Origin of the sequence: Bradyrhizobium sp. BRP20, assembly GCF_020194215.1 — a bacterium.
GTDB lineage: Bacteria > Pseudomonadota > Alphaproteobacteria > Rhizobiales > Xanthobacteraceae > Bradyrhizobium > Bradyrhizobium yuanmingense.
This window is the reverse complement of the sequence record NZ_JADYVY010000001.1, coordinates 731,007-753,630: the sequence shown is the minus strand read 5'-3', so window position 1 is coordinate 753,630 and position 22,624 is coordinate 731,007. Positions and strand designations below refer to the sequence as shown.

18 protein-coding genes are annotated in these 22,624 nt (G+C 66.1%); 11 read left to right on the top strand and 7 right to left on the bottom strand.

The features are described from left to right. Window positions 1–153 precede the first annotated feature (153 nt). The 4 genes from I6F33_RS03580 (at window position 154) to I6F33_RS03565 (ending at window position 3,840) form a co-directional block, all read left to right on the top strand. On the top strand, window positions 154–1,179 hold the full coding sequence (locus tag I6F33_RS03580) for a class I fructose-bisphosphate aldolase (RefSeq protein WP_035998312.1): 1,026 nt from the start codon (window positions 154–156) through the stop codon (window positions 1,177–1,179). Between the two features lie 3 nt (window positions 1,180–1,182). Continuing rightward, window positions 1,183–1,887 (top strand): thiamine phosphate synthase, encoded by a 705-nt coding sequence (locus I6F33_RS03575; RefSeq protein WP_225141105.1) that lies wholly within the window; start codon window positions 1,183–1,185, stop codon window positions 1,885–1,887. A gap of 8 nt (window positions 1,888–1,895) precedes the next feature. After that, a complete protein-coding gene (locus tag I6F33_RS03570) occupies window positions 1,896–2,963 on the top strand; it encodes a tetratricopeptide repeat protein (protein ID WP_225141104.1) in 1,068 nt (355 codons plus the stop codon). An 85-nt stretch (window positions 2,964–3,048) separates the two neighbouring features. Beyond that, window positions 3,049–3,840: an inositol monophosphatase family protein gene (locus I6F33_RS03565; RefSeq protein ID WP_225141101.1), complete on the top strand. Its 792-nt coding sequence runs from the start codon at window positions 3,049–3,051 to the stop codon at window positions 3,838–3,840. A 141-nt stretch (window positions 3,841–3,981) separates the two neighbouring features. Here I6F33_RS03565 and I6F33_RS03560 read toward each other — a convergent pair whose 3' ends face one another. The 3 genes from I6F33_RS03560 to I6F33_RS03550 form a co-directional block, all read right to left on the bottom strand. Further along, on the bottom strand, window positions 3,982–7,143 hold the full coding sequence (locus tag I6F33_RS03560; protein WP_109142455.1) for a multidrug efflux RND transporter permease subunit: 3,162 nt from the start codon (window positions 7,141–7,143) through the stop codon (window positions 3,982–3,984). A 184-nt stretch (window positions 7,144–7,327) separates the two neighbouring features. Next, the gene (locus tag I6F33_RS03555; RefSeq protein WP_035998298.1) at window positions 7,328–8,485 is read right to left on the bottom strand and encodes an efflux RND transporter periplasmic adaptor subunit; all 1,158 of its coding nucleotides are present in this window, start codon (window positions 8,483–8,485) and stop codon (window positions 7,328–7,330) included. A gap of 266 nt (window positions 8,486–8,751) precedes the next feature. Continuing rightward, window positions 8,752–9,771: a cyclopropane-fatty-acyl-phospholipid synthase family protein gene (locus I6F33_RS03550; RefSeq protein WP_035998295.1), complete on the bottom strand. Its 1,020-nt coding sequence runs from the start codon at window positions 9,769–9,771 to the stop codon at window positions 8,752–8,754. Window positions 9,772–9,939: 168 nt separating this feature from the next. Between I6F33_RS03550 and I6F33_RS03545 the strand changes: the two genes are divergently transcribed. The 3 genes from I6F33_RS03545 to I6F33_RS03535 all read left to right on the top strand — a co-directional run bounded on the left by I6F33_RS03545 (window position 9,940) and on the right by I6F33_RS03535 (window position 12,575). Continuing rightward, entirely contained in the window at window positions 9,940–10,953 is a 1,014-nt protein-coding gene (locus I6F33_RS03545) for a hypothetical protein (protein ID WP_035998292.1), read from the top strand. A 147-nt stretch (window positions 10,954–11,100) separates the two neighbouring features. Further along, window positions 11,101–12,129, top strand: coding sequence for a peptidoglycan -binding protein (locus I6F33_RS03540; RefSeq protein WP_036021776.1), 1,029 nt, complete (start codon window positions 11,101–11,103; stop codon window positions 12,127–12,129). Then, window positions 12,129–12,575 (top strand): GNAT family N-acetyltransferase, encoded by a 447-nt coding sequence (locus tag I6F33_RS03535; RefSeq protein ID WP_225141099.1) that lies wholly within the window; start codon window positions 12,129–12,131, stop codon window positions 12,573–12,575. The genes I6F33_RS03540 and I6F33_RS03535 overlap by 1 nt, the downstream gene beginning before the upstream one ends. A 31-nt stretch (window positions 12,576–12,606) precedes the next feature. Here the strand turns inward: I6F33_RS03535 and I6F33_RS03530 are convergent, their stop codons facing one another. Further along, complete coding sequence (locus tag I6F33_RS03530) at window positions 12,607–14,457, bottom strand: ABC transporter ATP-binding protein/permease (protein WP_225141097.1); 1,851 nt, start codon at window positions 14,455–14,457, stop codon at window positions 12,607–12,609. A 197-nt stretch (window positions 14,458–14,654) separates the two neighbouring features. Here I6F33_RS03530 and rpmE point away from each other — a divergent pair, with 197 nt between their 5' ends. Further along, window positions 14,655–14,882, top strand: a complete 228-nt coding sequence (gene rpmE, locus I6F33_RS03525; RefSeq protein ID WP_027573780.1) for a 50S ribosomal protein L31 — start codon at window positions 14,655–14,657, stop codon at window positions 14,880–14,882. A 205-nt stretch (window positions 14,883–15,087) separates the two neighbouring features. On the opposite strand, the gene I6F33_RS03520 is transcribed toward rpmE, so the two are convergent. Together I6F33_RS03520 and I6F33_RS03515 are read right to left on the bottom strand one after the other, a co-directional pair. After that, window positions 15,088–15,597: a DUF1465 family protein gene (locus I6F33_RS03520; RefSeq protein WP_035998279.1), complete on the bottom strand. Its 510-nt coding sequence runs from the start codon at window positions 15,595–15,597 to the stop codon at window positions 15,088–15,090. A gap of 579 nt (window positions 15,598–16,176) precedes the next feature. Further along, complete coding sequence (locus tag I6F33_RS03515) at window positions 16,177–16,368, bottom strand: DUF1192 domain-containing protein (protein WP_035998277.1); 192 nt, start codon at window positions 16,366–16,368, stop codon at window positions 16,177–16,179. 119 nt (window positions 16,369–16,487) lie between these two features. On the opposite strand from I6F33_RS03515, the gene I6F33_RS03510 reads away from it, so the two are divergent. Together I6F33_RS03510 and I6F33_RS03505 are read left to right on the top strand one after the other, a co-directional pair. Continuing rightward, on the top strand, window positions 16,488–17,486 hold the full coding sequence (locus I6F33_RS03510) for an NAD(P)H-quinone oxidoreductase (RefSeq protein WP_225141095.1): 999 nt from the start codon (window positions 16,488–16,490) through the stop codon (window positions 17,484–17,486). Window positions 17,487–17,639: 153 nt separating this feature from the next. Further along, the gene (locus I6F33_RS03505; protein WP_035998272.1) at window positions 17,640–20,516 is read left to right on the top strand and encodes an EAL domain-containing protein; all 2,877 of its coding nucleotides are present in this window, start codon (window positions 17,640–17,642) and stop codon (window positions 20,514–20,516) included. Between the two features lie 159 nt (window positions 20,517–20,675). On the opposite strand, the gene I6F33_RS03500 is transcribed toward I6F33_RS03505, so the two are convergent. Beyond that, window positions 20,676–20,939: a hypothetical protein gene (locus I6F33_RS03500; RefSeq protein ID WP_035998268.1), complete on the bottom strand. Its 264-nt coding sequence runs from the start codon at window positions 20,937–20,939 to the stop codon at window positions 20,676–20,678. 143 nt (window positions 20,940–21,082) lie between these two features. Between I6F33_RS03500 and I6F33_RS03495 the strand changes: the two genes are divergently transcribed. After that, window positions 21,083–22,579: a diguanylate cyclase gene (locus tag I6F33_RS03495; protein ID WP_225141093.1), complete on the top strand. Its 1,497-nt coding sequence runs from the start codon at window positions 21,083–21,085 to the stop codon at window positions 22,577–22,579. Window positions 22,580–22,624 lie beyond the last annotated feature (45 nt).

Below are 22,624 nucleotides of genomic sequence, written 5' to 3'. Positions count from 1 at the left end.
AGCCTGGGGTTATGGATTCCGGGCCTGCGCCTTTCGGCGCATCCCGGAATGCCAGAAAGACCCTTTACCCCGCGACGAACGATAACTCGGCAATTGCCCGAGAACGGTCTATTTTCACGGGCAAGGGCAGAATCGTTTTGGGAGGACCTCTCGATGAATCTGACTGAGCTCAATGGGATAGCGACCGCCATGGTCGCGTCCGGCAAGGGCATCCTTGCCGCCGACGAATCCTCCGGCACCATCAAGAAGCGCTTCGACGCCATCGGCGTGGAATCGACCGAGGAGAACCGCCGTGACTATCGCGAAATGCTGTTTCGCGCCAAGGACGCCATGAGCCAGTACATCTCCGGCGTGATCCTCTATGACGAGACGATCTGGCAGAATGCCAAGGACGGCACGCCGCTGGTCAAGCTGATCGAGCAGGCCGGCGCCATTCCCGGCATCAAGGTCGACGAGGGCACGCAGGCCCTGCCGATGTGCCCCGGAGAGCTCGTCACGGTCGGGCTCGACAGGCTCGCCGAGCGGCTGAAGAAATATTACGAGCGCGGCGCACGCTTTGCCAAATGGCGCGCGGTGATCGACATCGGCAGCGGCATCCCCTCGATGACCGCGATCAGCGTCAACGCCCACGCGCTGGCGCGCTATGCCGCGCTGTGCCAGGCCGCCCAGATCGTGCCGATCGTCGAGCCGGAGGTGCTGATGGACGGCGACCACGACATCGAGCGCTGCTACGAGGTGACGAGCCGCGTGCTCAACAAGACCTTCCAGGAATTGCGCGTGCAGCGCGTGGCGCTGGAAGGCATGGTGCTGAAGCCGAACATGGCGATATCAGGCAAGAAATGTCCGAAGCAGGCCTCGGTCGAGGAGGTCGCGGAAAAGACGATACGGCTGCTCAAGGCCTGCGTGCCGGCGGCGGTGCCCGGCATCGCCTTCCTCTCCGGCGGCCAGTCGGACGAAGAGGCGACCGCGCATCTCAACGCCATGCACAAGCTCGGTCCGCTGCCCTGGGGCCTGACCTTCTCCTACGGCCGCGCGCTGCAGGCCGCGCCGCAGAAGGCCTGGTCGGGCAAGCCTGAGAACGTCGCGGCCGGCCAGCGCGCCTTCAGCCATCGCGCCCGCATGAACGGCCTCGCCTCCAAGGGCGAATGGCAAAGCAGCCTGGAACAGAAGGCAGCCTAGACCTTGTCGAACAAACCGCCTCCGCCGCGCCCGGCGCCGCGTCTCTATCTCGCGACACCCGTCGTCGATGATCCCGCGACGCTGGTCGCCGCGCTGCCCGAGCTGATCGCGTCCGCCGACATCGCCGCCGTGCTGCTGCGGCTGAAGGAGACCGATCAGCGCGGCATGATCTCGCGCGTCAAGGCATTGGCGCCGCCGGTGCAGAAGGCGGGCGCGGCACTCCTCGTCGACGGCCACCCTGATATCGTCGCGCGGGGCGGCGCCGACGGCGCGCATCTGCCCGGCATCGCCGCGCTGAAGGAGGCCCTGCCGTCGCTCAAGCCAGATCGCATCGCCGGTGTCGGCGGGCTGACGACGCGGCACCATTCCATGGATGCCGGCGAGATGGGCGCGGATTACGTGCTGTTCGGCGAGCCCGATGCGAAAGGCCAGCGTCCCTCGGCGCAGGCGATCGCCGAGCGGCTCGACTGGTGGGCCGAGCTGTTCGAGCCGCCCTGCGTCGGCTTTGCCACCACGCTGGACGAGGCCTACGATTTCGCCGCCAGCGGCGCCGATTTCGTGCTGGTCGGCGACTTCATCTGGGCCGATCCGCGCGGGCCCAAGGCCGCGCTGATCGAGGTCGATGCCGCGATCAAGAAGGCCCATGCGACGGCGCAGGCCGGCCAAGATCCTGCGAGCCAAGATCCTGCGGGCCAGGAGCACGGCTAGCGCCCGACATGAAGCTCCCGTGCATCACCATGCTCGCCACGCTGCTGCTGACAGTGCCCGCGGCCGCGCAGCTGCAGATCACCCCGCCGGCGACGACGCCGAGCGCACCGGCAGAGAAGCAGAAGCCGCCCGCGCCTGCCAAGAAGAAGGAGGCAGCACCGGCGCCGAAGCCTACGGCATCTCCCAAGCCGTCCGCTTCGCCCAAGCCGGCAACCGTGATCCCCGCGCCGCCGTCCGACGATCCCAACGTCGACCTCGTGTTCGGCGCCTATCAGCGCGGCCAGTACAAGACCGCTTTCGAGCTCGCCACCGTGCGCGCACAAGCCGGTGATGCCAAGGCGATGACCATGCTCGGCGAGCTCTATTCCAACGCCATGGGCATAAGGCGCGACTACGCCAAGGCGGCCGAATGGTACAAGCGCGCCGCCGATGCCGGCGATCGCGAGGCGATGTTCGCGCTCGCCATGCTGCGCATCTCCGGCCGCGGCGGCCCCGTCGACAAAAGCGAGGCGGTCAGGCTGATGGCCTCCGCTGCCAAGCTCGGCGAGCCCAAGGCGGCCTATAACCTCGCCCTGCTCTATTTGGACGGCCAGACGCTGCCGCAGGACGTCCGACGTTCGGCGGAACTGCTGCGCCAGGCCGCCGATGCAGGCCTGCCCGAAGCGCAATACGCGCTCGCGACCTTCTACAAGGAGGGCACCGGTGTGCCGAAGGACCCCGAACGCGCGGTGCGACTGCTGCAGGCCGCCGCGATCGCCGACAATGTCGATGCCGAGGTCGAATATGCCATCGCGATGTTCAACGGCACCGGCACGCCGAAGAACCAGCCTGCAGCCGTCGCCCTGCTTCGCAAGGCCTCCCGCCAGGGCAGCGCGATCGCGCAGAACCGGCTGGCCTGGGTGCTGATCAACGGCGTTGGCACGCCCGTGGACAAGATCGAGGGCTTCAAATGGCACCTGGTGGCCAAGACGGCCGGCAAGGGCGACCCCGAGCTCGACAAGCAGCTCTCCGATCTGCCGGCCGATGACCGCGCCAAGGCCGAGGCCGCTGCCAGGAAGTGGCTCGGGTCCAAATGACTTGACGCGGGGCCCCTCACGGGGCACCCAGTCCCCCAAACAGGCGCGTTTCCGCGCCCCTCCCCCCGATCAAGACCAGAAGCATATGCTGTATTCCGCCACTATCAACGTCATGGTCAAGGCGGCGCGCCGCGCCGGCCGCAGCCTCAAGCGAGATCTCGGCGAGATCGAGCATCTCCAGGTCTCGCTGAAGGGACCGGCCAATTTCGTCTCGCTCGCCGACAAGCGCGCCGAGGAGATCCTCTACCAGGACCTCGCCAAGGCCCGGCCCGGCTACGGCTTCATCGGCGAGGAAGGGGGCAACCGCGAGGGCACCGACAAGAGCCACACTTGGATCGTCGATCCCTTGGACGGCACCACCAACTTCCTGCACGGCATCCCGCAATTCGCGATCTCGATCGGGCTTGCGCGCGAGGGCACCGTGATTGCGGGCGTGATCTACAACCCCGCCAATGACGAGCTCTACATCGCCGAGCGCGGCAAGGGCGCCTTCCTCAACGACCAGCGCCTGCGCGTCGCCGGCCGCCGCCAGCTGAGCGAATGCGTGGTGGCCTGCGGCCTGCCCCATATCGGCCGCGGCGACCACCAGGAATTCCGCCGCGAGATGACCGCGATCCAGGACCGCGTCGCCGGCTTGCGCCGTTTCGGCGCTGCCTCGCTCGATCTGGCCTTCGTCGCCGCCGGCCGGCTCGACGGGTATTGGGAGCGCGATTTGCAATCCTGGGACATCGCGGCCGGTATGCTGATGGTGCGCGAAGCCGGCGGCACCATCAGCGATATCGCAACGCCGGGCGACCCGCTGGTCACCGGGCACGTCGTGTGCGGGAATGAGTACGTGCACGGGGAGCTGGTGAAGATCTTGCGGAAGCCGGCTTAAGGCGGAAGCTCGCGCTCCACATTCCCCTGTCATTCCGGGGCGCGCCTCTTGGCGCGAGCCCGGAATCCATTGATCCTCGTCAATGGTGGCCCGCTGGATTCCGGGCTCGTGCTTCGCACGCCCCGGAATGACGGGGGTGCATCAGTGGCCGGTGTGCGCCCGCGCCGGTCGGCCGTGCGCTTCAGCTTCCCGCGCCGCGTTCGGCTCCCTGTCCCCACCCAGCACGCGCTGCACCGAGACGAAGAACACCGGCACCATCAACAGCGCCAGGATCACGACCGCGATCATGCCGCCCATCACCACTGAGCCGAGCGCCTGCTGGCTGGCGCCGCCGGCGCCGTGGGCGATGGCCATCGGCAGCACGCCGCAGATGAAGGCAAGGCCGGTCATCAAGATGGGGCGGAAGCGCAGGCGGCAGGCTTCGATGGTGGCTTCGACCAGCGGCTTGCCTTCTTTCCGCAGATCCTTGGCGAACTCGATGATCAGGATCGCGTCCTTTGCGGCGAGGCCAATGATCGTGATCAGGCCGACGGTGAAATAGACGTCGTTGGGCAGGCCGCGCAGCATAGCGGCAGTGACCGCGCCGACGATGCCGAGCGGCACGGTGAGCAGCACCGCGAGCGGAATGGTCCAGCTCTCGTAGAGCGCGGCGAGGCACAGGAACACCACGAACACCGACAGGGCGAGCAGGAACGGCGCCTGCGAGCCCGACAGCTTCTCCTGCAGCGACTGTCCGGTCCATTCATAGCCGAAACCGCGCGGCAACCGGTCGGCGAGCCGCTCCATCTCGGCGATGGCATCGCCCGAGGTGAAGCCGGGCCTGGCCTCGCCGGAGATGCGCACCGCCGGATAATAGTTGAAGCCGGCGATCTGTGTCGGGCCGCGCGCCCATTCGATCGTGGTGAAGGACGAGAACGGCACCAGCTGGCCGCGGCTGTTCTTGACGTTGTAGTTGAGGATGTCCTCGGCCCGCATGCGGTCGCGCGCGTCCGCCTGCACCACGACGCGCTGCATGCGACCGCGGTTCGGGAAGTCGTTGATGTAGTTCGAGCCGAGATTGGTCGAGATGGTGTTGTTGATGTCCTCGAAGGTGACGCCGAACGCGCCGGCCTTCTCGCGGTCGATCATGAGATTGACCACGCCCGCCTCGGGCAGGCCTTCGATATAGACCTTCTGCAGCACCGGGCTGGCATTGGCCTCCGCGATCAGCTGGTCGGCGGCGCGCATCAATTGCTGATAGCCCTTCTGGCCGCGATCCTGGAGGCGGAACGAGAAGCCGGACGAGTTGCCGAGATTGTCGATCGGCGGCGGCTGCAGCGCCGAGATTTTTGCGTCGCGGATCGACGAGCCCAGGTCGCGGTTGACGTCGTTGACGATCGCGGCAGCGGAGTCCTTCGGCCCGCGCTCCGACCAGTCCTTCAGCGTGATGAAGGCCTGGGCGGTGTTCATGCCCTGGCCGGAGAAGCTGAAGCCGGTGAGGAAGGTGACGTTGTCGACGCCCGGCCGCGCGGCGAGATATTTTTCGACCTTCTCGATCACGGCCTCGGTGCGGGCATAGGACGAATCCGAGGGCGTCTGCACGTCGGTGGTGATGAAGCCCTGGTCGTCGACGGGCAGGAAGCCGCCGGGCAGGTTGACGAAGGCCCAGGACAGGCCGACCAGCAGCGCGGCATAAACCAGCATCAAGCGGCCGGTGCGATTCAGCGAAAAGCCGACGGTGCGCGAATAGCGTTCCTTGACGCCTTCGAGCATGCGGTTGAACCAGCCGAACACGAAGTTGGTCGAATGACCGTGCCCCTTTGCCACAGGCTTCAACAGCGTCGCGCACAGCGCCGGCGTCAACGACAGCGCCAGGAAGGCGGAGAAGCCGATCGCGGCGACCATGGTGACGGAGAACTGGCGGTAGATGATGCCGACCGAGCCCGGGAAGAACGCCATCGGCACGAACACCGCCATCAGCACCAGCGTGATGCCGATGATGGCGCCGGTGATCTGCGACATGGCTTTCCGCGTCGCTTCCTTCGGCGGCAGGCCTTCCTCGGCCATGATGCGCTCGACGTTCTCGACCACGACGATGGCGTCGTCGACGAGGATGCCGACCGCCAGCACCATGCCGAACATCGAGAGCATGTTGATGGAATAGCCGGCGAGCAGCAGCGTGGAGCAGGCGCCCAGCAGCGCCACCGGGACCACGATGGTCGGAATGATGGTGTAGCGGATGTTCTGCAGGAACAAGAACATCACCACGAACACCAGCACCACGGCTTCGACCAGCGTCGTCAGCACCTTCTCGATCGAGGCCTCGACCACAGGCGTGATGTTGTAGGGGATCTCGTAGGTGATGTTGGCCGGGAAGAAGCGCGACAGCTCCTTCATCTTCGCTTCGACCGCGCTGGCGGTCGCCAGCGCATTGCCGGTCGGCGACATCAGGACCGACAGGCCCGCCGTCGGCTTGCCGTCGAGGCGCGTGTTGAACTGGTAGCTGAGGCCGCCGACCTCGATGCGCGCGACGTCGCGCAGGCGCACGGTCGAGCCGTCGGCATTGGCGCGCAGGATGATGGCGCCGAACTCGTCGGGCGAGGAGAGCTGGCCTTTGACCAGCACCAATGCCGAGGTGCGCTGGTTCGAGGTCGACGGCTCGGCGCCGATGCTGCCGGAAGCGACCTGCGCGTTCTGCGCGGTGATGGCCTTGTTGACGTCGTCGGCGGTCAGGCCATAGCCGACCAGCTTGGCCGGATCGACCCAGACACGAAGCGAGCGCTCGGTCGAGTACAGTGTGGCGCGGCCGACGCCGGGAATGCGGCGGATCTCGCCGAGCACGTTGCGGATCATGAAGTCGCCGAGGCCGACTTCATCCAGGCTGCCGTCAGTCGAGTTCAGCGTGATGATCTGCAGCACTGCGCTCGAGGCTTCCTCGATCAGGATGCCCTGCTGCATCACCGCGCGCGGCAGGCGCGCCTCGACGCGCTTGATGCGGTTCTGGACCTCGACCGAGGCGGCACTGGTGTCGGTGCCCGGCTGGAAATTGGCGATGATCTCGACCTGGCCGAGCGAGTCGCTGGTCGATTCGAAATTGAGGATGTTGGCGGCGCCGTTGAGCTCCTCCTCGATCAGCCGCGTGACGCTATTGTAGAGGTTTTCCGGCGAGGCGCCGGGATAGCTGGTCGAGACCGAGATCGAGGGCGGCGCGATGATCGGATATTGCGCGATCGGCAGCAGCGGCACCGCGATCGCGCCGATCAAGCAGATGAACAGCGCGACCACCCAGGCGAAGATCGGCCTGTCGATGAAGAAACTCGGCATTGGCCGTTTTATCCTCGTTGTTCGGTTAGACCCTCATGGTGAGGAGCGCGGAACGCGCGCTCCGGACGATGCCGCGCATCGCCGCGAGAACCATGAAGGCCCGGCTCTCTCCCGCGGCCATCCTTCGAGACGCCCGCTTGCAGCGGGCTCCTCAGGTTAAGGACGACACTTGCTGCGCGGAGCGTTACCGCGTGAGCTGCTGAGCGTGCCGGTTGTCTGCGGTCGCTTCCGCCTCCGACCAGGATTGCGGCTTGACCTTGTCGCCGGCCGCGAATTTCTGGAAGCCTTCGACCACGACCTTGTCGCCGGACTTCAGGCCTTCGGTGATGAACCAGAGGCCGTCCTGCACCGAGCCGGTGCGCACCGGCTGCACCGCGATGTGATTGTCGTCCTTGACGACGAACACCTCGCTGCCGCCGCCGCCATTGCGCTGGATCGCCTGCTGCGGCACCGCGATCGCATCGGAATCGAGACCCTGGTCGATGCGGACCCGGACATACATGCCCGGGAGCAGCTCGCGCTTGGGATTGGGGAACTCGCCGCGCAACGTCACCTGCCCGGTGTGGGCGTCGACCTTGGCGTCGGAGAACAGCAGCTTGCCGTCGAGCGAATAGATGGTGTTGTCGTCGAGCACGAGGCGCACCTTGGCGGCATCGGCGGCGATGCGATCGAGGTCGCCGGTCTCGAAGGCGCGGCGGAGCTGGTTGAGCTCGGTCACCGACTGGGTAAAGTCGGCATAGATCGGATCGAGCTGCTGGATGGTGGCGAGATTGGTCTCGTTCTGCACGGCGAGCGCGCCCTCGCTGACGAGGGCCGCGCCGACCACGCCGTCGATCGGCGCACGCACGGTGGCGTAGTCGAGATTAAGCCTGGCCCGCGCGAGCTCGGCCTTGCGGCCCTCGACCTCGGCATGGGCCTGGCGTTCGGCCGCAATCGCCTTCTCGTTCTCGGCTTCGGGCGCGGCGCGATCCCTGGTCAGGGTGGCGATACGATGCGCCTGCTGCTTGGCCTGCGCCAATGCCGCTTCGGCCTTCGCCAGCGCGGCCTCGTTGGCCATGACCTCGACCTCGAACGGGCGCGGATCGATGCGGTAGAGCGGATCGCCGGCCCTGACCTCGCTGCCCTGGCGGAACAGGCGCTCTACCACGATGCCGGACACGCGCGGCCGGACTTCGGAGACCCGGGTCGGGGCGATGCGGCCCGGCAGCTCGCGCACCACGGCGCGCGGCTGCGGCTTGACGATAACGATGCTGACGTCAGGGGCAGGCGGCTGGGCGGCGGACACCGCGGAACTGGATTCCTCGCAAGCACCCAGCAGCGGCGCAAGGGCCGCGAGCATCATTGCAACGCATGCCGATCGCGCTCGAATTCCAAACATGAAGTGGGATGCCCCGATTGTTGAAACTGATCATGCTCGCGCGAAGCCCGTTCTGGACCTTTTGCACGCGGCTGATGCCGCCAAAATAGAATGCATCTGCTGCGATGCAACGCATGGCGCGGGCGGCTCATTGTCACACAGCTTATCCCGTTGAAATCAGAAGGCTTTTGCGGTGTAACTTGATTGTGAATCTAAGTTCCACCGGCGCGTGCTGCGGCGGAACACCGCAATTACTCGGCGGCCTTCATCCGGTAATGGCTGACGCCCCATTCTGTTCCGTCGGCGTAACCGAACAGGCCCGAGGTCGCGAGCAGGAACCAGCGCCAGCGACGCATCCAGAGAGCGGTCTCCTCGCCGTGGACCCCGTGCAAGGAGGCTTCGATGGCCTCGCGATGGGCATCGAAATTGGCCAGCCAGTCGTTGGCGGTGCGCTGGTAGTGCGTGCCGCTCCAGCACCATTCCTTCTCGATGGCAAAGATATCGTCGAACTGCCTGACGAGGTGATGGCTCGGCATCAGCCCGCCTGTGTAGACGTATTGCGCGATCCAGTCGTCGCGATCGGCCGGGTCAGGCAGATGCGAGCCGGACCGGTGGGTGACGACGTGCATGAAGAACCGTCCCTCCGGCGCGAGCCATGACCGCACGCGCGTCATCAGCTTGCGCCAGTTGCTCATCCGCTCGAACATCTCGACCGAGACGATGCGGTCGAACTGGCCATCGGGCGCGAACACGTTCATGTCGGCCGTGACCACGCGCAGATTCAGCAGCCCGCGCCGCCGCGCCTCCTCCTCGACGGAGGCGCGCTGCGCCTGCGAGGCCGCGACCGCCGTCACCGTCGCGTGCGGAAATTGCCGTGCCATCCACAGCGACAGCGAGCCCCAGCCACAGCCAAGCTCCAGAATGGCCTGGCCGTCGGTCAGGCCGGCATGCTCGACGGTCTGGCGCAGCGCCTCCTCCTCCGCCTCCCGCAAGGTGGTCGCGTCGGTCTTGTAGAAGCAGGAGGAGAATTTGCGTTTGGGGCCGAGCAAGTCGGCGAAGAAGGCCGCGGGCACCTCGTCATGCCCCGCTGCCGCGCCCTCGGCGATCGGCCGCAGCATCATCCGCCCGGCGAAGGCGGCATCGTCGCCGAGGCCCAGCCCGGACAGGCGCGTCGCCATGCGGGAGCACAGGCGCTGGATCGCGGCGCGGATCACCACGTCCGGCAGCGGCACACGCTCGGCAGTCCCGATGATCGCGGAAACGACGCTCATGCGCCCCCCGAATGGCGAACTTCTGCAGAGACCTGCTTATCAAAGCACCGCTTCCGGTCCGGGTTCCCCGAGCTGTCCCCGAAATCGGCGCATCCGGCGCTTTTTTTGGGCCGGCGCTGTGCCATAGTGCGCGCCGCAAGCAAGCTTTACGTAACGGATGATACCGGCATGCGGTCTGGCACTTCCCGATCCACCATGGACATCGAGTACACCAAACTGTCCTCGCCCAGCGTCTTCCTGGTGCGGATGCTGGTCTTCCTGGTGCTGTGCACGCTGGTGAGCGTGGTGCTCTACAAGCAGATCGTCCAGGCCTTCTTCGCCAATCCCGGGCTCAACGCCCTGATCGGAGGGGTGCTGTTCATCGGCATCATCCTGGCCTTCCGCCAGGTCATCCGGCTCTATCCCGAAGTCTCCTGGGTCAACAATTTCCGCGTCGCCGATCCCGGCCTGGCGCCGGCCCGCCACCCCAAGCTGCTGGCGCCGATGGCTGCGATCCTTGGCGGGGAGCGCTCGGGGCGGATGACCATCACCCAGACCACGATGCGGCACCTGCTCGATTCGATCGCGACCCGCCTGGACGAGGCCCGCGACATCTCCCGCTACATGACCGGCCTCTTGGTCTTCCTCGGCCTGCTCGGCACCTTCTGGGGCCTGATCGAGACGGTGGGCTCGGTGGGCAAGGTGATCGACGGGCTCAAGGTCGGGAGCGATTCCGGGGCGCTGTTCGACACGCTGAAGGAAGGTCTCGCCGCCCCGCTCGGCGGCATGGGCATCTCCTTCTCCAGCTCGCTGTTCGGCCTTGCCGGCTCGCTGATCCTCGGCTTCCTCGATCTGCAATCGAGCCAGGCGCAGAACCGCTTCTACACCGATCTCGAAGACTGGCTCGCCACCACCGTGCGCGAGTATGGCAACGGCGAGGCGCCTGTCGCGACCGGCGGCGGCGTCGCCAGCGGCGAGCTTCAGGCCGCGGTCGAACGGCTGCGGTCCGTGCTCGAGGAAGGCAGCGGCGGCCGCGGCACCACCGCGGCGATGGCGAGCCTTGCCGAAGCCATCCAGGCGCTGGTCTCGCACATGCGCACCGAGCAGCAGATGATCCGCGAATGGGCCGACGGCCAGGGCGAGCAGAACCGCGAGATCCGCCGCCTGCTGGAGCGGATCGCGCGCCAGCCCGAGAAGAGTTGAGACGGTGTTGTGCCCCGGACGCGACGCAGCATGAAATGATGCATCGCTGAGCCGGGGCCCAGCGTCAGGGACAAGATGGGTCCCGGCTCTGCGCAGCAGCGTTGCACGCTGCACCGCGTCCGGGACACAAGAGTGGAGACGGATGACATGGCCCTTGCCCGCGCCCGCCGCAGCGAAGGCGGTCTCAACTACTGGCCCGGCTTCGTCGACGCGCTGTCGACGCTGGTCCTGTCGATCGTGTTCCTGCTGTCGGTGTTCCTCGTGGTGCAGTTCTTCCTGTCGCAGGAGGTCACCGGCAAGGACAAGGCGCTGGAGCAGCTCAACGCCAAGATCGCCCAGCTCAACGAGCTGTTGTCGCTGGAGAAGCTCGGCAAGCTCACCCTCGACGACCAGGTCTCGTCGCTGAAAGCCGGGCTCGCCTCGGCCGAGTCCGAGCGCGACCGCATCAAGGGTCTCTATGACGGCTTGGCTGCCGCCGGCAACGATGCGCAAGGCAAGACCGCCGAGCTCGGCAAAGCGCTGGACTCCGAGAAGGCGGTCTCGGCGCGGGCGCTGGCGCAGATCGAGGTGCTGAACCAGCAGATCAGCGCGCTGCGCCGGCAATTGGCGGCGCTGGAGGAGGCGCTCGATGCCTCCGAGAAGCGCGACAAGGAATCGCAGAACCGCATCGCCGACCTCGGCTCCCGCCTCAACGTCGCCCTGGCGCAACGCGTGCAGGAATTGTCGCGCTACCGCTCGGAATTCTTCGGCCGGCTGCGCGCCATCCTCGGCAACCGCCCCGACATCCGCATCGTTGGCGACCGCTTCGTGTTCCAGTCCGAAGTGTTCTTCGACACGGGACAGGCGGTGCTGCTGCCCGAGGGCCGCGCCGAGCTCGACACCTTGGCAGCGGCGCTGATCGAGCTCGACAAGAAGATCCCGAGCGACATCCCCTGGGTGCTGCGCGTCGACGGCCATACCGACGTGCGGCCGGTGAGCGGCGCGAACTTCAGGTCGAACTGGGACCTGTCCGCGGCGCGCTCGATCTCAGTGGTGCAATATCTGGTCTCGCTCGGCGTGCCCGCCCAGCGCCTCGTCGCGGCCGGCTTCGGCGAATTCCAGCCGCTCGACACCGGCAACACCGAGGAGGCCTACAAGCGCAATCGCCGCATCGAGCTGAAGCTGACGGAGCGGTAGTGAGCGCGCTCCACCTCCGCCTTTACCGACCCGAAGACGAAGCCGTCGCGATCGATCTCTGGCATCGCACCTGGCAGCAGGCCTATCCGCAGATCGACTTCGCGGCACGGCTCGAATGGTGGCGCGAGCGCTGGCTGAGGGATCTGGTGCCGAAGGCCCAGATCGTGGTGGCGGAGCAGGACGGCGCGCTGGTCGGTTTCGTCACCATCGACGGCGAAGGCTATCTCGACCAGCTCGTCGTCGATCCCGCGCATTGGGGCTCCGACGCGGCAAGGCTGCTGGTCGACGAGGCCAAGCGGCTGTCGCCCTCGGGCGTCACGCTGCTCGTCAACAAGGACAATGCCCGCGCGATCCGCTTCTACGAGCGCAACGGCTTCGCCCATGCGGGCGACGACGTGAACCCGACCTCGGGGCGGCCGGTGTTGAAGATGGTGTGGAAGGCGTGAGGTCCGCGGTACTTTCCGCCGTGTGAGGCGTCTACGCGCCCTCGAACTGCAGCCGCGCCAGCCGCGCATAGAGCCCGTTCGCCGCGACGAGCTCGGCATGCGTGCCCTGCTCGACGATCCGGCCCTGGTCCATCACCAGGATGCGGTCGCAGGAGAGCACGGTGGCGAGGCGGTGGGCAATGACGAGCGTGGTGCGGTGGCGCATCAGCTCTTCCAGCGCGGTCTGCACCAGCGTCTCGCTTTCGGCGTCGAGCGCGGAGGTGGCTTCGTCCAGCAGCAACAGCGGCGCGTCGCGCAGGATGGCGCGTGCGATCGCAATGCGCTGGCGCTGGCCGCCGGAGAGCGTCACGCCGCGCTCGCCGAGCGCAGTCTCGAAACCTTCAGGCAGGCGGCGGATGAATTCGGCGGCATGGGCGAGCTCGGCGGCGCGCTCGACCTCGGCATCGGTCGCATCGGGCCGGCCGAAGCGGATGTTCTCGCGGGCGCTCGCGGCGAACACCACGGATTCCTGCGGCACCAATGCGATGCGCGCGCGGAAATCGCCGGGGTCGGCGGACTTGACCGGCACGCCGTCGAGCAAGATCGTCCCGCTGCGCGGATCGTAGAAGCGCAGCAGCAGATGAAAGATGGTGCTCTTGCCGGCCCCGGAGGGACCGACGATCGCGACCTTCTCGCCGGGGCGCACGGTGAACGACACCGCGTCGAGCACCTTGACGTCGGACCGCGCCGGATAGGCGAAGCTGACCCGATCGAAGCCGACCTCGCCGCGCGCCGGCACCGGCAGCGCAAGCGGCGTCGCAGGCGCGGTGATCTCGGGCTTGACGTGGAGGATCTCGAACAGGCGCTCGGCCGCGCCCGACGCCGCCGAGACCTCGCCCCAGACCTCGCTGAGCTGGCCGAGCCCCGCTGCTGCGAACACCGCATACAGCACGAACTGGCCGAGCCGGCCCGGCGTGATCGCGCCGGTGAGCACGTCATGCGAGCCGATCCAGAGGATGGCGACCACGCTTGCGAACACGATGAAGATGATGATCGCCGTGAGCACGGCGCGGGCCTGGGTCGAGGTGCGGGCGGCTTCATAGGCCTGCTCGACCTCGCCGCCGAAACGCTTCTCGGCAAATTGCTCGCTGGTATAGGCCTGCACGGTGCGGATCGCGCCGACCAGCTCGCCGGCATAGGCGGAGGCGTCGGCGAGCGTGTCCTGCGCATTGCGCGACAGGCGCCGCACCCAGCGCCCGAACGCCACCAGCGGCAGCACGATCAAAGGGATGGCCAGCAGCACGAAGCCCGACAGCTTCGGGCTCGTGATCACCATCATCGCCGTCGCGCCGAGGAACATCATCAGGTTGCGCAGCGCGATCGAGACGGAGGCACCGACCGCCGATTTCAGCTGGGTGGTGTCGGCAGTGAGGCGCGAGATCAATTCGCCGCTGCGGGCGGAATCGAAGAAGGCGGGAGAGAGCGACAATAGATGGCCGAAGACGTCGCGCCGGAGATCGGCGACGATGCGTTCGCCGATGCTCATCACGAGGTAGTAGCGCGCGGCGCTGGCGATCGCGAGCACGGCGACGACCGCGAGCATCACCGAGAAGTAGCTGTTGATCAGCTCGATGCCCTCGGGCGTCAGGCCGAAATCGATCATCCGGCGCACCGCGACCGGCACCAGCAGCGTGGTCAGCGCGGCGATCGTGAGCGCGACGAAGGCCAGCGCCGCGCGGCCGCGATAGCGGATCACATACGGCGCGAGCGCGAGCAGCGGCCGCAACTTGGCGCGGCCCTTGGCCGGCGCTTCGATCAGCTCGGCCTCGATCGAGGGATTGTCCGCGGCGTTCATTGCGGGCCGTTCGACATCGTGGTCATCCAGCCGTTCCACTGCGCTCATGAGATCCGACCCGTTGCATTGATCTGCTCCCAATAGGCCGGTGCAGGAGTAGTGGCAAATCCGGGAAGTCCCTTAGGGGCAAACCCGGTCCAGCGCGCGGGCATGGCTTGTTTTGCGGGGTTTCGTGAGGTATAGAGCCGCCCAAATCCGTCATTCGCGAGCCACCCAAGAAGGCGCCGGAGCGCCGAGGAATTGCCATGAAAGCCGAAATTCACCCGAATTATCATACGATTAAGGTCGTCATGACCGACGGAACCGAGTACCTGACCCGCTCGACCTGGGGCAAGGAAGGCGACACGCTGAACCTCGACATCGATCCGAAGTCGCACCCGGCCTGGACCGGCGGCTCCGCCCAGATCATGGACCGCGGCGGCCGCGTCTCGCGCTTCCAGAAGAAGTTTTCGGGCTTTCTCAAGAAGGATTGAGCCGGCCGCAAGGCTGGAGATGAAAACGCCCCCGGGGAGACCGGGGGCGTTTTTTGTTTCTAGCCGTCATTCCGGGGCGCGACAAAGTCGCGAGCTACGATGCGCAATTGCGCACTGAGAATCTATAACCACGATCGGGAGTATGGATTCCGGGCCCGCGCCAAGAGGCGCGTCCCGGAATGACGATTGGAATTGTTGATAGACCCTACCGCTCGAACGCGGCCTTCAGCGCGTTGAGGTGCGGCACCAGAGGGTTGCCGATCGTGGCCTGCTCGGCCGGCGGGGTGTGGATCGTGCTGTCGAGGCGGCGGACGCGGGTCTGCAGGCTCATCGAGCGATGGATCAGGTCCTGAAGCTGCGCGGGCAGCTTCTCGATGGTGTCGGCGGGACCGGGATCGGCGGCGGTGAGCTTGACCTTGGTCTTCTCGCGATTGGCCTGGCTTAGCGTCATCTCGCCTTCCTTGACCGCGCGGTGCAGCAGCAGCCAGGAGGCGAGCTGCATCAGGCGCGTGGTGAGGCGCATGCTCTCGGTCGCATAGGTGAGGCTGACGGCGCGGTCGAGCGCCTTGGCCTCGACGCGGCCGGCGCCGTCGAGATAGGCGGCGGTCTCCTCGACGAGGTCCATGCCCTCACGGAACAAATTGCCGAACGCCGCAGAATTGGTGAATCGCTCACTGAGCTGAACGAGCGCGCCGTCGGCCTGCAAACGTTCCATGGTTAACGCCTCTTACGCAACTGTTTGACTGCCCGGCTTTGCCGCCGGCTTATGATGAACAAATCATTGCGCGGGCGGGACGCGGAGTCCAGTGACAAGCGCGGATATGGTTTCCGCGGGTCAATCCTTTCGTATGCAACCGGGATGAGAGGTGCAAACCGGGCAGTGAACGCAAAAAAAGAGCCGCCGGAGACCGGCGGCTTTGAAAGTTGATAACAGGGAGGCGTCAAACAGAGTGGACAGGAGCCACTCGGTGTCCAAACGAGGACAGTTCCAGTCATAAACCCGAAAGCTTAATCTGAAGTAAACGAGCTAATTTTTTCAGAGTTCATTAGTCATGTGAGCCAGTGGCCGAGTGTGCTGCGGGAACAGACTCTCCGTCGTCATTCCGGGGCGCGACGAAGTCGCGAGCCCGGAATCCATAACCACGAGCGGATGGAACGGCCCGGCTCTCTTGGCGCGCCCTTTTGCAAGAGCCTGGATTATGGATTCCGGGCTCGCTGACGCGCCGCCCCGGAATGACGAAGCGGAGAAAGTTCGGCCCACGCGTCCGGGACGACAGTCGTTGTGTGGCGACCACTACGACTTGAAAATACTGTTCGCCGCATCGCGCGAGGCGCGCTTCTTGGCGGCGGCTTCTTCCAGTCTTGCGATCTCGGTCTTGAGCAGCGCCACGCGCTCGGTCAGTTCCTCCACTGACAAAAGTGAGAGGTCCTGTCCAATTTCATGACTGATCTTCTTGCGCGGGCGGTCGTCGTCTTCGATCGGCATCGTCGCTCCTCCTCTCCGTCCGCGGGTCGGACCAGATGGCCTGAGGCGGTTGCCAGCCTGCACCGCGCTGGCTAAGCAAGGGCCTCGTTTCCTCCCGCACTTTTGCTCAAGGACACATCATGGACAAGCTGCCCGCGCAAATGACCGTGGTCGCCATCTCCAAGCCCGGCGGGCCGGAGGTGCTGGTGCCGGAGCAACGCAGTGTTCCGCAGCCCGGTCCCGACGAGATCCTGGTCAAGGTGATGGCTGCCGGCGTCAACCGGCCCGATGTGGCGCAGCGCTCCGGCGCCTATCCGCCGCCGCCCGGCGCCAGCGACCTGCCCGGCCTCGAGATATCGGGCGAAGTCGTCGCGGTCGGCAGCAACGCCAAGCGGCACAAGGTCGGCGACAAGGTGATGTCGCTGGTCGCCGGCGGCGGCTATGCGCAGTACTGCATCGCCCAGGACGCCCAGGCGATGAAAGTGCCGCCGGCGCTGTCGATGAAGGAAGCCGGCGCGCTGCCGGAAACCCTGATGACGGTCTGGCACAATGTGTTCGAGCGCGGCGGGCTGAAAGCCGGCGAGACGCTGCTGATCCATGGCGGCTCCTCCGGCATCGGCACCATGGCGATCCAGCTTGCGAAAGCCTTCGGCGCGAAAGTGTTCGTCACCGTGGGATCGCAGGACAAAATCGACGCCTGCCTCAAACTGGGGGCCGACCGCGCCATCAACTACAAGACCGAAGATTTCGTCGCCGTGGTGAAGGCGGAGACCAACAACGTTGGCGTCAACCTGATCCTCGACATGGTCGCCGGAGAATATGTCGATCGCAATTATGATGCCGCTGCGATCGACGGCCGCATCGTCCAGATCGCGACCCTCAACGGCCCCAAGGTCAGCGTCAACATCGCCAAGGTGATGGTCAAGCGCCTGACCCATACCGGCTCGACCTTGCGCCCCCGTAGTAATGCGGACAAGGCGGCGATGGTGGCCGCGATCGAGCAGAAAGTGATGCCGCTTTTGCGCGAAGGCCGCGTCAAGCCGGTGATGGACAGCACTTTCCCGCTGGAAAAGGCGGCAGACGCCCACCGGCGCATGGAAACGAGCGCACATATTGGCAAAATTGTGTTGGAGGCCTAGGCCGCTGGCCGACAGGGCAAGCCGGAAACCCTTTGATTTTCCTCGCTTTCGTGGCATCTATCGCGACGCACCGAACCGCATCGGTCCGGTCAGAAATCGCCTTCTAGATTTGCCTTGCACTGACGAGTTTGCGTCGAACGCGGAGAACTGACCTTGCGTCTGATCAGGTGCCTCGCGCCCATCGCGCTGGGCCTCATGATTCTTGTCGCCGCGTATCCCGCGCGCGCGCTCGACGCCGTCAGCGTCCGTAGCGACGCGCCCGCGATCGACCTCACCGGCGTGCTCGAGCACCAGCGCAGCGATGCCGATCGTATCCAGGTCTCCACCGCACCCGGCACCGACGGCATCGTCCGCCGCATCGAGGTGCGCGCCCGCGAGGGCGGACAGAACTGGGTGGTGTTCGCGCTCGCCAACAACACCGACGACCAGCTCGACCGCCTGATCGTCGCTCCGCATTACCGCATCGTCTCCTCGGGACTGCTGTGGCCAGACCTCGGCCTGTCGCGCATCGCAACCATCACGCCCTCGATTGGCGACCGGCCGGAACGGCAGGAAAGCGCCACCGCAGACGTGTTCCGCATCACGCTGGACCCCGGCGCCGTCGTCACCTTCGTCGCGGAGCTGCGCACCGACAAGCTGCCGCAGCTCTATCTGTGGGAGCCGGAAGCCTACAAGGACAAGGTCAACTCCTTCACGCTGTACCAGGGCATCGTGATCGGCATCTCCGGCTTGCTTGCCTTGGTGCTGACCATCCTGTTCGTGGTGAAGGGCAGCATCATGTTCCCGGCCGCGGCGGCGCTGGCCTGGGCGGTGCTGGTCTATATCGGCGTCGATTTCGGCTTCTGGGGCAAGGTGCTCGACATGTCGAACAACGCCGAGCGCATCTGGCGCGCGGCGGGCGAAGCGATCCTGGCGGCGACGCTCCTGGTGTTCTTGTTCGCCTATCTCAATCTCAGCCGCTGGCACGTGCGCTATTCGCACATCACGGTCGGCTGGCTCGCGTTCCTCGGCTCGCTGGTGGCGCTCGCGCTGTTCGACCCGGCGGTGGCTTCCGGCATCGCACGCATCTCGCTGGTGCTGATCGCCTTCGCCGGTTTCGCGCTGATCGTCTATCTCTCTACCCACGGCTTCGACCGCGCCGTGCTCTTGATCCCGACCTGGTTCCTCCTCGTGGTCTGGGTGGTCGCGGCCGGCATGACGGTGGCGGGCTCGGTCACCAACGACATCGTCGGCCCGGCCCTGCTCGGCGGCCTCGTGCTGATCGTGATGCTGATCGGCTTTACGGTGATGCAGCACGCCTTTGCCGGCGGCGGCGCCAGCACGGGCGTCGTCTCCGACATCGAGCGGCGCGCCTTGGCGCTGGCCGGCTCCGGCGACCTGATCTGGGACTGGGACGTCTCCGCCGACAAGGTGTTCACCAGCCCCGAGACCGAAGCCCTGCTCGGGCTGAAGCGCGGCACGCTGGAAGGCCCGGCGGCGTCCTGGCTAGAGGTGCTGCATCCGCTCGACCAGGACCGTTTCCGCGCCGCGCTCGACAGCGTGCTCGACCAGCGCCGCGGCCGCCTGGTGCAGGATTTCCGTCTGCGCACGCCGGACGGCCACTTCATGTGGTTCGCGCTCAAGGCGCGCCCGGTGGTCGGCTCGGACGGCGAGGTCTCGCGCGTGGTGGGCACGCTGACCGACGTCACCGAGCTGCGCAACGCGGAAGAACGCCTGCTGCACGATTCCGTGCATGACAATCTCACCGGCCTGCCCAACCGAAAACTGTTCATGGACCGGCTGGGCGCGGTCGCGCATTTCGCCAAGACCATGCCGACGCTGCGGCCGACGCTGATGGTGATCGACCTCGACCGCTTCAAGCAGGTCAACGATTCCGTCGGGATCGCGGTCGGCGATTCCATCCTGCTCACGCTGGCGCGCCGTCTCACCCGCATCCTGAAGCCGCAGGACACGCTGGCCCGGATGGCCGGCGACCAGTTCGGCCTGATCCTGCTGTCGGAGCAGGATCCGGCCCGCATCACCGCTTTCGCCGAGACCATCCGCAAGACCATCCGCGCGCCGATCGCCTTCAACGACCGCGAGATCTTCCTCACGGCGTCGATCGGTCTCGCGCTCTCCGATCCGCAAACCCAGCTCACGGACGAGATCATCAAGGACGCCGAGCTGGCGATGTATCACTCCAAGCGGATCGGCGGCGACCGCATCGACGTCTACAAGCCGGCGATGCGGGCGCGCAAAACCGATCGCCTGACCTTGGAGAGCGAATTGCGCCGCGCCATCGAGCGGCAGGAGATCACGATCCTGTACCAGCCGATCGTGCGGCTGGAGGATCGCTCGATCGCCGGTTTCGAGGCCCTGGCGCGCTGGGACCACCCGAAGCTCGGGCGCATGGCGCCCTCCGAGTTCATCACCATCGCCGAAGAGACCGGGTTGATCGTCGACCTCGGCATGTTCGTGCTCGACCAGACCGCCAAGCAGCTTTCGGTGTGGCAGCGGGCGATGCGCTCGCGCGAGCCGATCTTCGCTTCCGTCAACGTATCCTCGCGGCAGCTGCTGCGCCACGATTTGATCCACGATGTCCGTACCGTGCTGTCGCGCTCCTCGGTGGCGCGCGGCACGCTGAAGCTGGAATTGACGGAATCGCTGGTGATGGAGAATCCGGAGCACGCAGCCCAGATGCTGACCCGGATCCGCGAACTCGGCACCGGGCTGTCGCTCGACGATTTCGGCACAGGCCACTCCTCGCTGGCCTATCTGCAGCGCTTCCCGTTCGACACTATCAAGATCGACCAGTCGTTCGTACGCACCACCAGCCGCGGCACCCGCCCCGTGATCCTGAAGTCGATCATCGCGCTCGCGCATGACCTCGGCATGGACGTCGTCGCCGAAGGCGCCGAGACCGATTCGGACGCCGTCGAGCTCTACCAGATGGGCTGCGAATACGCGCAAGGTTTTGCCTTCGGCGAGCCGATGGACGCGGACGCGGCGATGCGTCTGCTCACGGAAGTGCGGCTGGAAGCTGCGAGTTGATCTTCCCCTCTCACCTTGCGGGAGAGGGTCCGCTCGCAAGCGAGCGGGGGTGAGGGGTATCTCTCCCCACGTCCAAATCCATCTGAATGCGCGGAGACATACCCCTCATCCGGCGCTTCGCGCCACCTTCTCCCGCAAGGGGAGAAGGGAAGTCACGCACTAGCGCCGCCGCTCACCCTTCTGCTTCCTGAACCGGACGCTCTGGCCGTCCGGCATGCGTGTCGCCACGAAGCCGGCGGCGAGGCAGGCTTCGCGTTGCGGCATCTGGATGTCGGGGCTGCGAAGGCTGTCCCACCATGAGGCACGCTGGGCCGCGCGCGGCAGCGCCGCGCCGATGATCTCCTCGATCTGCTCAAAGCTCAGCACGAGCTCCTCCTGCTTCTGCCGCAGCAGATAATCGCGCAACGCATCGTAGTCGTTCACACTCGTCCTCTCGTCCGGGGCGAAGTCAGGCTGCTCAAAACCGTCAGCCGCATAAACCGATTCTTAACTCATTGCGGCAGCGCCGTCGCGGCTTAAACACTACGCAAGCTTTCGGGCGCATCCACTATGGACAGGAGCGAAAAATGTTCTCTGGATGGCGCGACGTTGCGGCCCGCCGGCCGTGGCGGATTTCGGCGAAGCTGCTGATCATCTCGTCCGTGGTGACGGTGATCGGTTTTTCCGCCATTTGCGTCAACGTCATGCTCGACATGCGCCGCGGCGAGGAGGCACTCGCCCGCCAGACGCTGGAGAACCTCGCGACCACGATCGAGTCCGACGTCAGCCGCAACGTCGAGATCTACGATTTGTCGCTGAAGGCGGTGGCCAGCAACATGCTGCTGCCCGAGCTGGCGACGGTCTCAAAGACGATCCGTCACCTGATCCTGTTCGACCACGCGACCACCGCCAAACATTTCGGCGCCATCCAGGTGTTCGACGCCGAGGGCCGGCTGACCATCGATGCGTCCACGCTCGATCCCCTGCCCGAGGACCGCAGCGAGGAGGACTACTTCAAGGTCCACCGGGATAATCCCGGCACGGAGCTGTTCATCAGCCGTCCCATGCTGTTTCGCGGCGCCTACTCGATCGTGTTGAGCCGGCGCATCAGTGACGCTGACGGCGGCTTCATGGGCGTGGTCGCCGGCTCGATCCGCTTCAGCTATTTCCACGAGCTGTTCGATCGGCTCAACCTCGACCCTGAGGACACCATCACCGTGCTCAAGCGCGACCGCACCATCATCATGCGGCGACCGTTCGATCTCGACATCATCGGCACGAACCTGAACGACCGTCAGAACTGGAAGGCCGACAATCTCAGGGTCGGCGCCGCCTATTCGGGACAGGGCCCGGTCGATGCGACGCCGCGGCTCTATGTCCGCAGCAAGAACAATGGTCCGCTGTTCGTGGTCGCCGGCAAGCCTTTGGCCGCGGTGTTCGCGCTCTGGCAAAGGGAGGCGCTCCGCATCGGCACCGTGGTGCTGGCGCTCATCCTGTTCGTGCTGGGATCGACCCTCGTGCTCGCGCGCGAGATCGGCCGGCGCGCCGAGGCCGAGCGCAAGCTCGAGGAGTTGGCGACGACCGACGCGCTCACGGGCTTGAAAAACCGCCGCAAATTCGATTCCGTCATCGACGTCGAATGGCGGCGCGCCATGCGCCAGAAGGCGCCGATCGCGCTGCTCATGATCGATACCGATCACTTCAAGGCTTACAACGACACGTTCGGCCATCAGGCCGGCGATCAGGTGCTGGTCGGCATCGCCATCTGCATTTCCGATTCGGTGAGCCGCGCCGGCGATTGCGCGGCGCGCTATGGCGGCGAGGAATTCGCCGTGCTGCTGCCGAACACCTCCGCCGCCGAGGCCTTCAAGGTGGCGGAGACGATCCGCCGCAAGGTGCAGGGCTGGTCCGACGAGCAGGCGATGTCGACCGTGTCCTGCGGCATCGCCAGCCTGGTCCCGAATGCCGGCATGGATTGGCCGATGCTGGTTGCCGCCGCCGACAAGGCGCTCTACGCCGCCAAGGCCGGCGGGCGCAACCAGTCGGTGGTGGCGAGCCTGCCGCAGCTGTCGTTGGTGGCGTGAGGCGGTCTCTCGCTCTCGTCATTGCGAGGAGCTCTTGCGACGAAG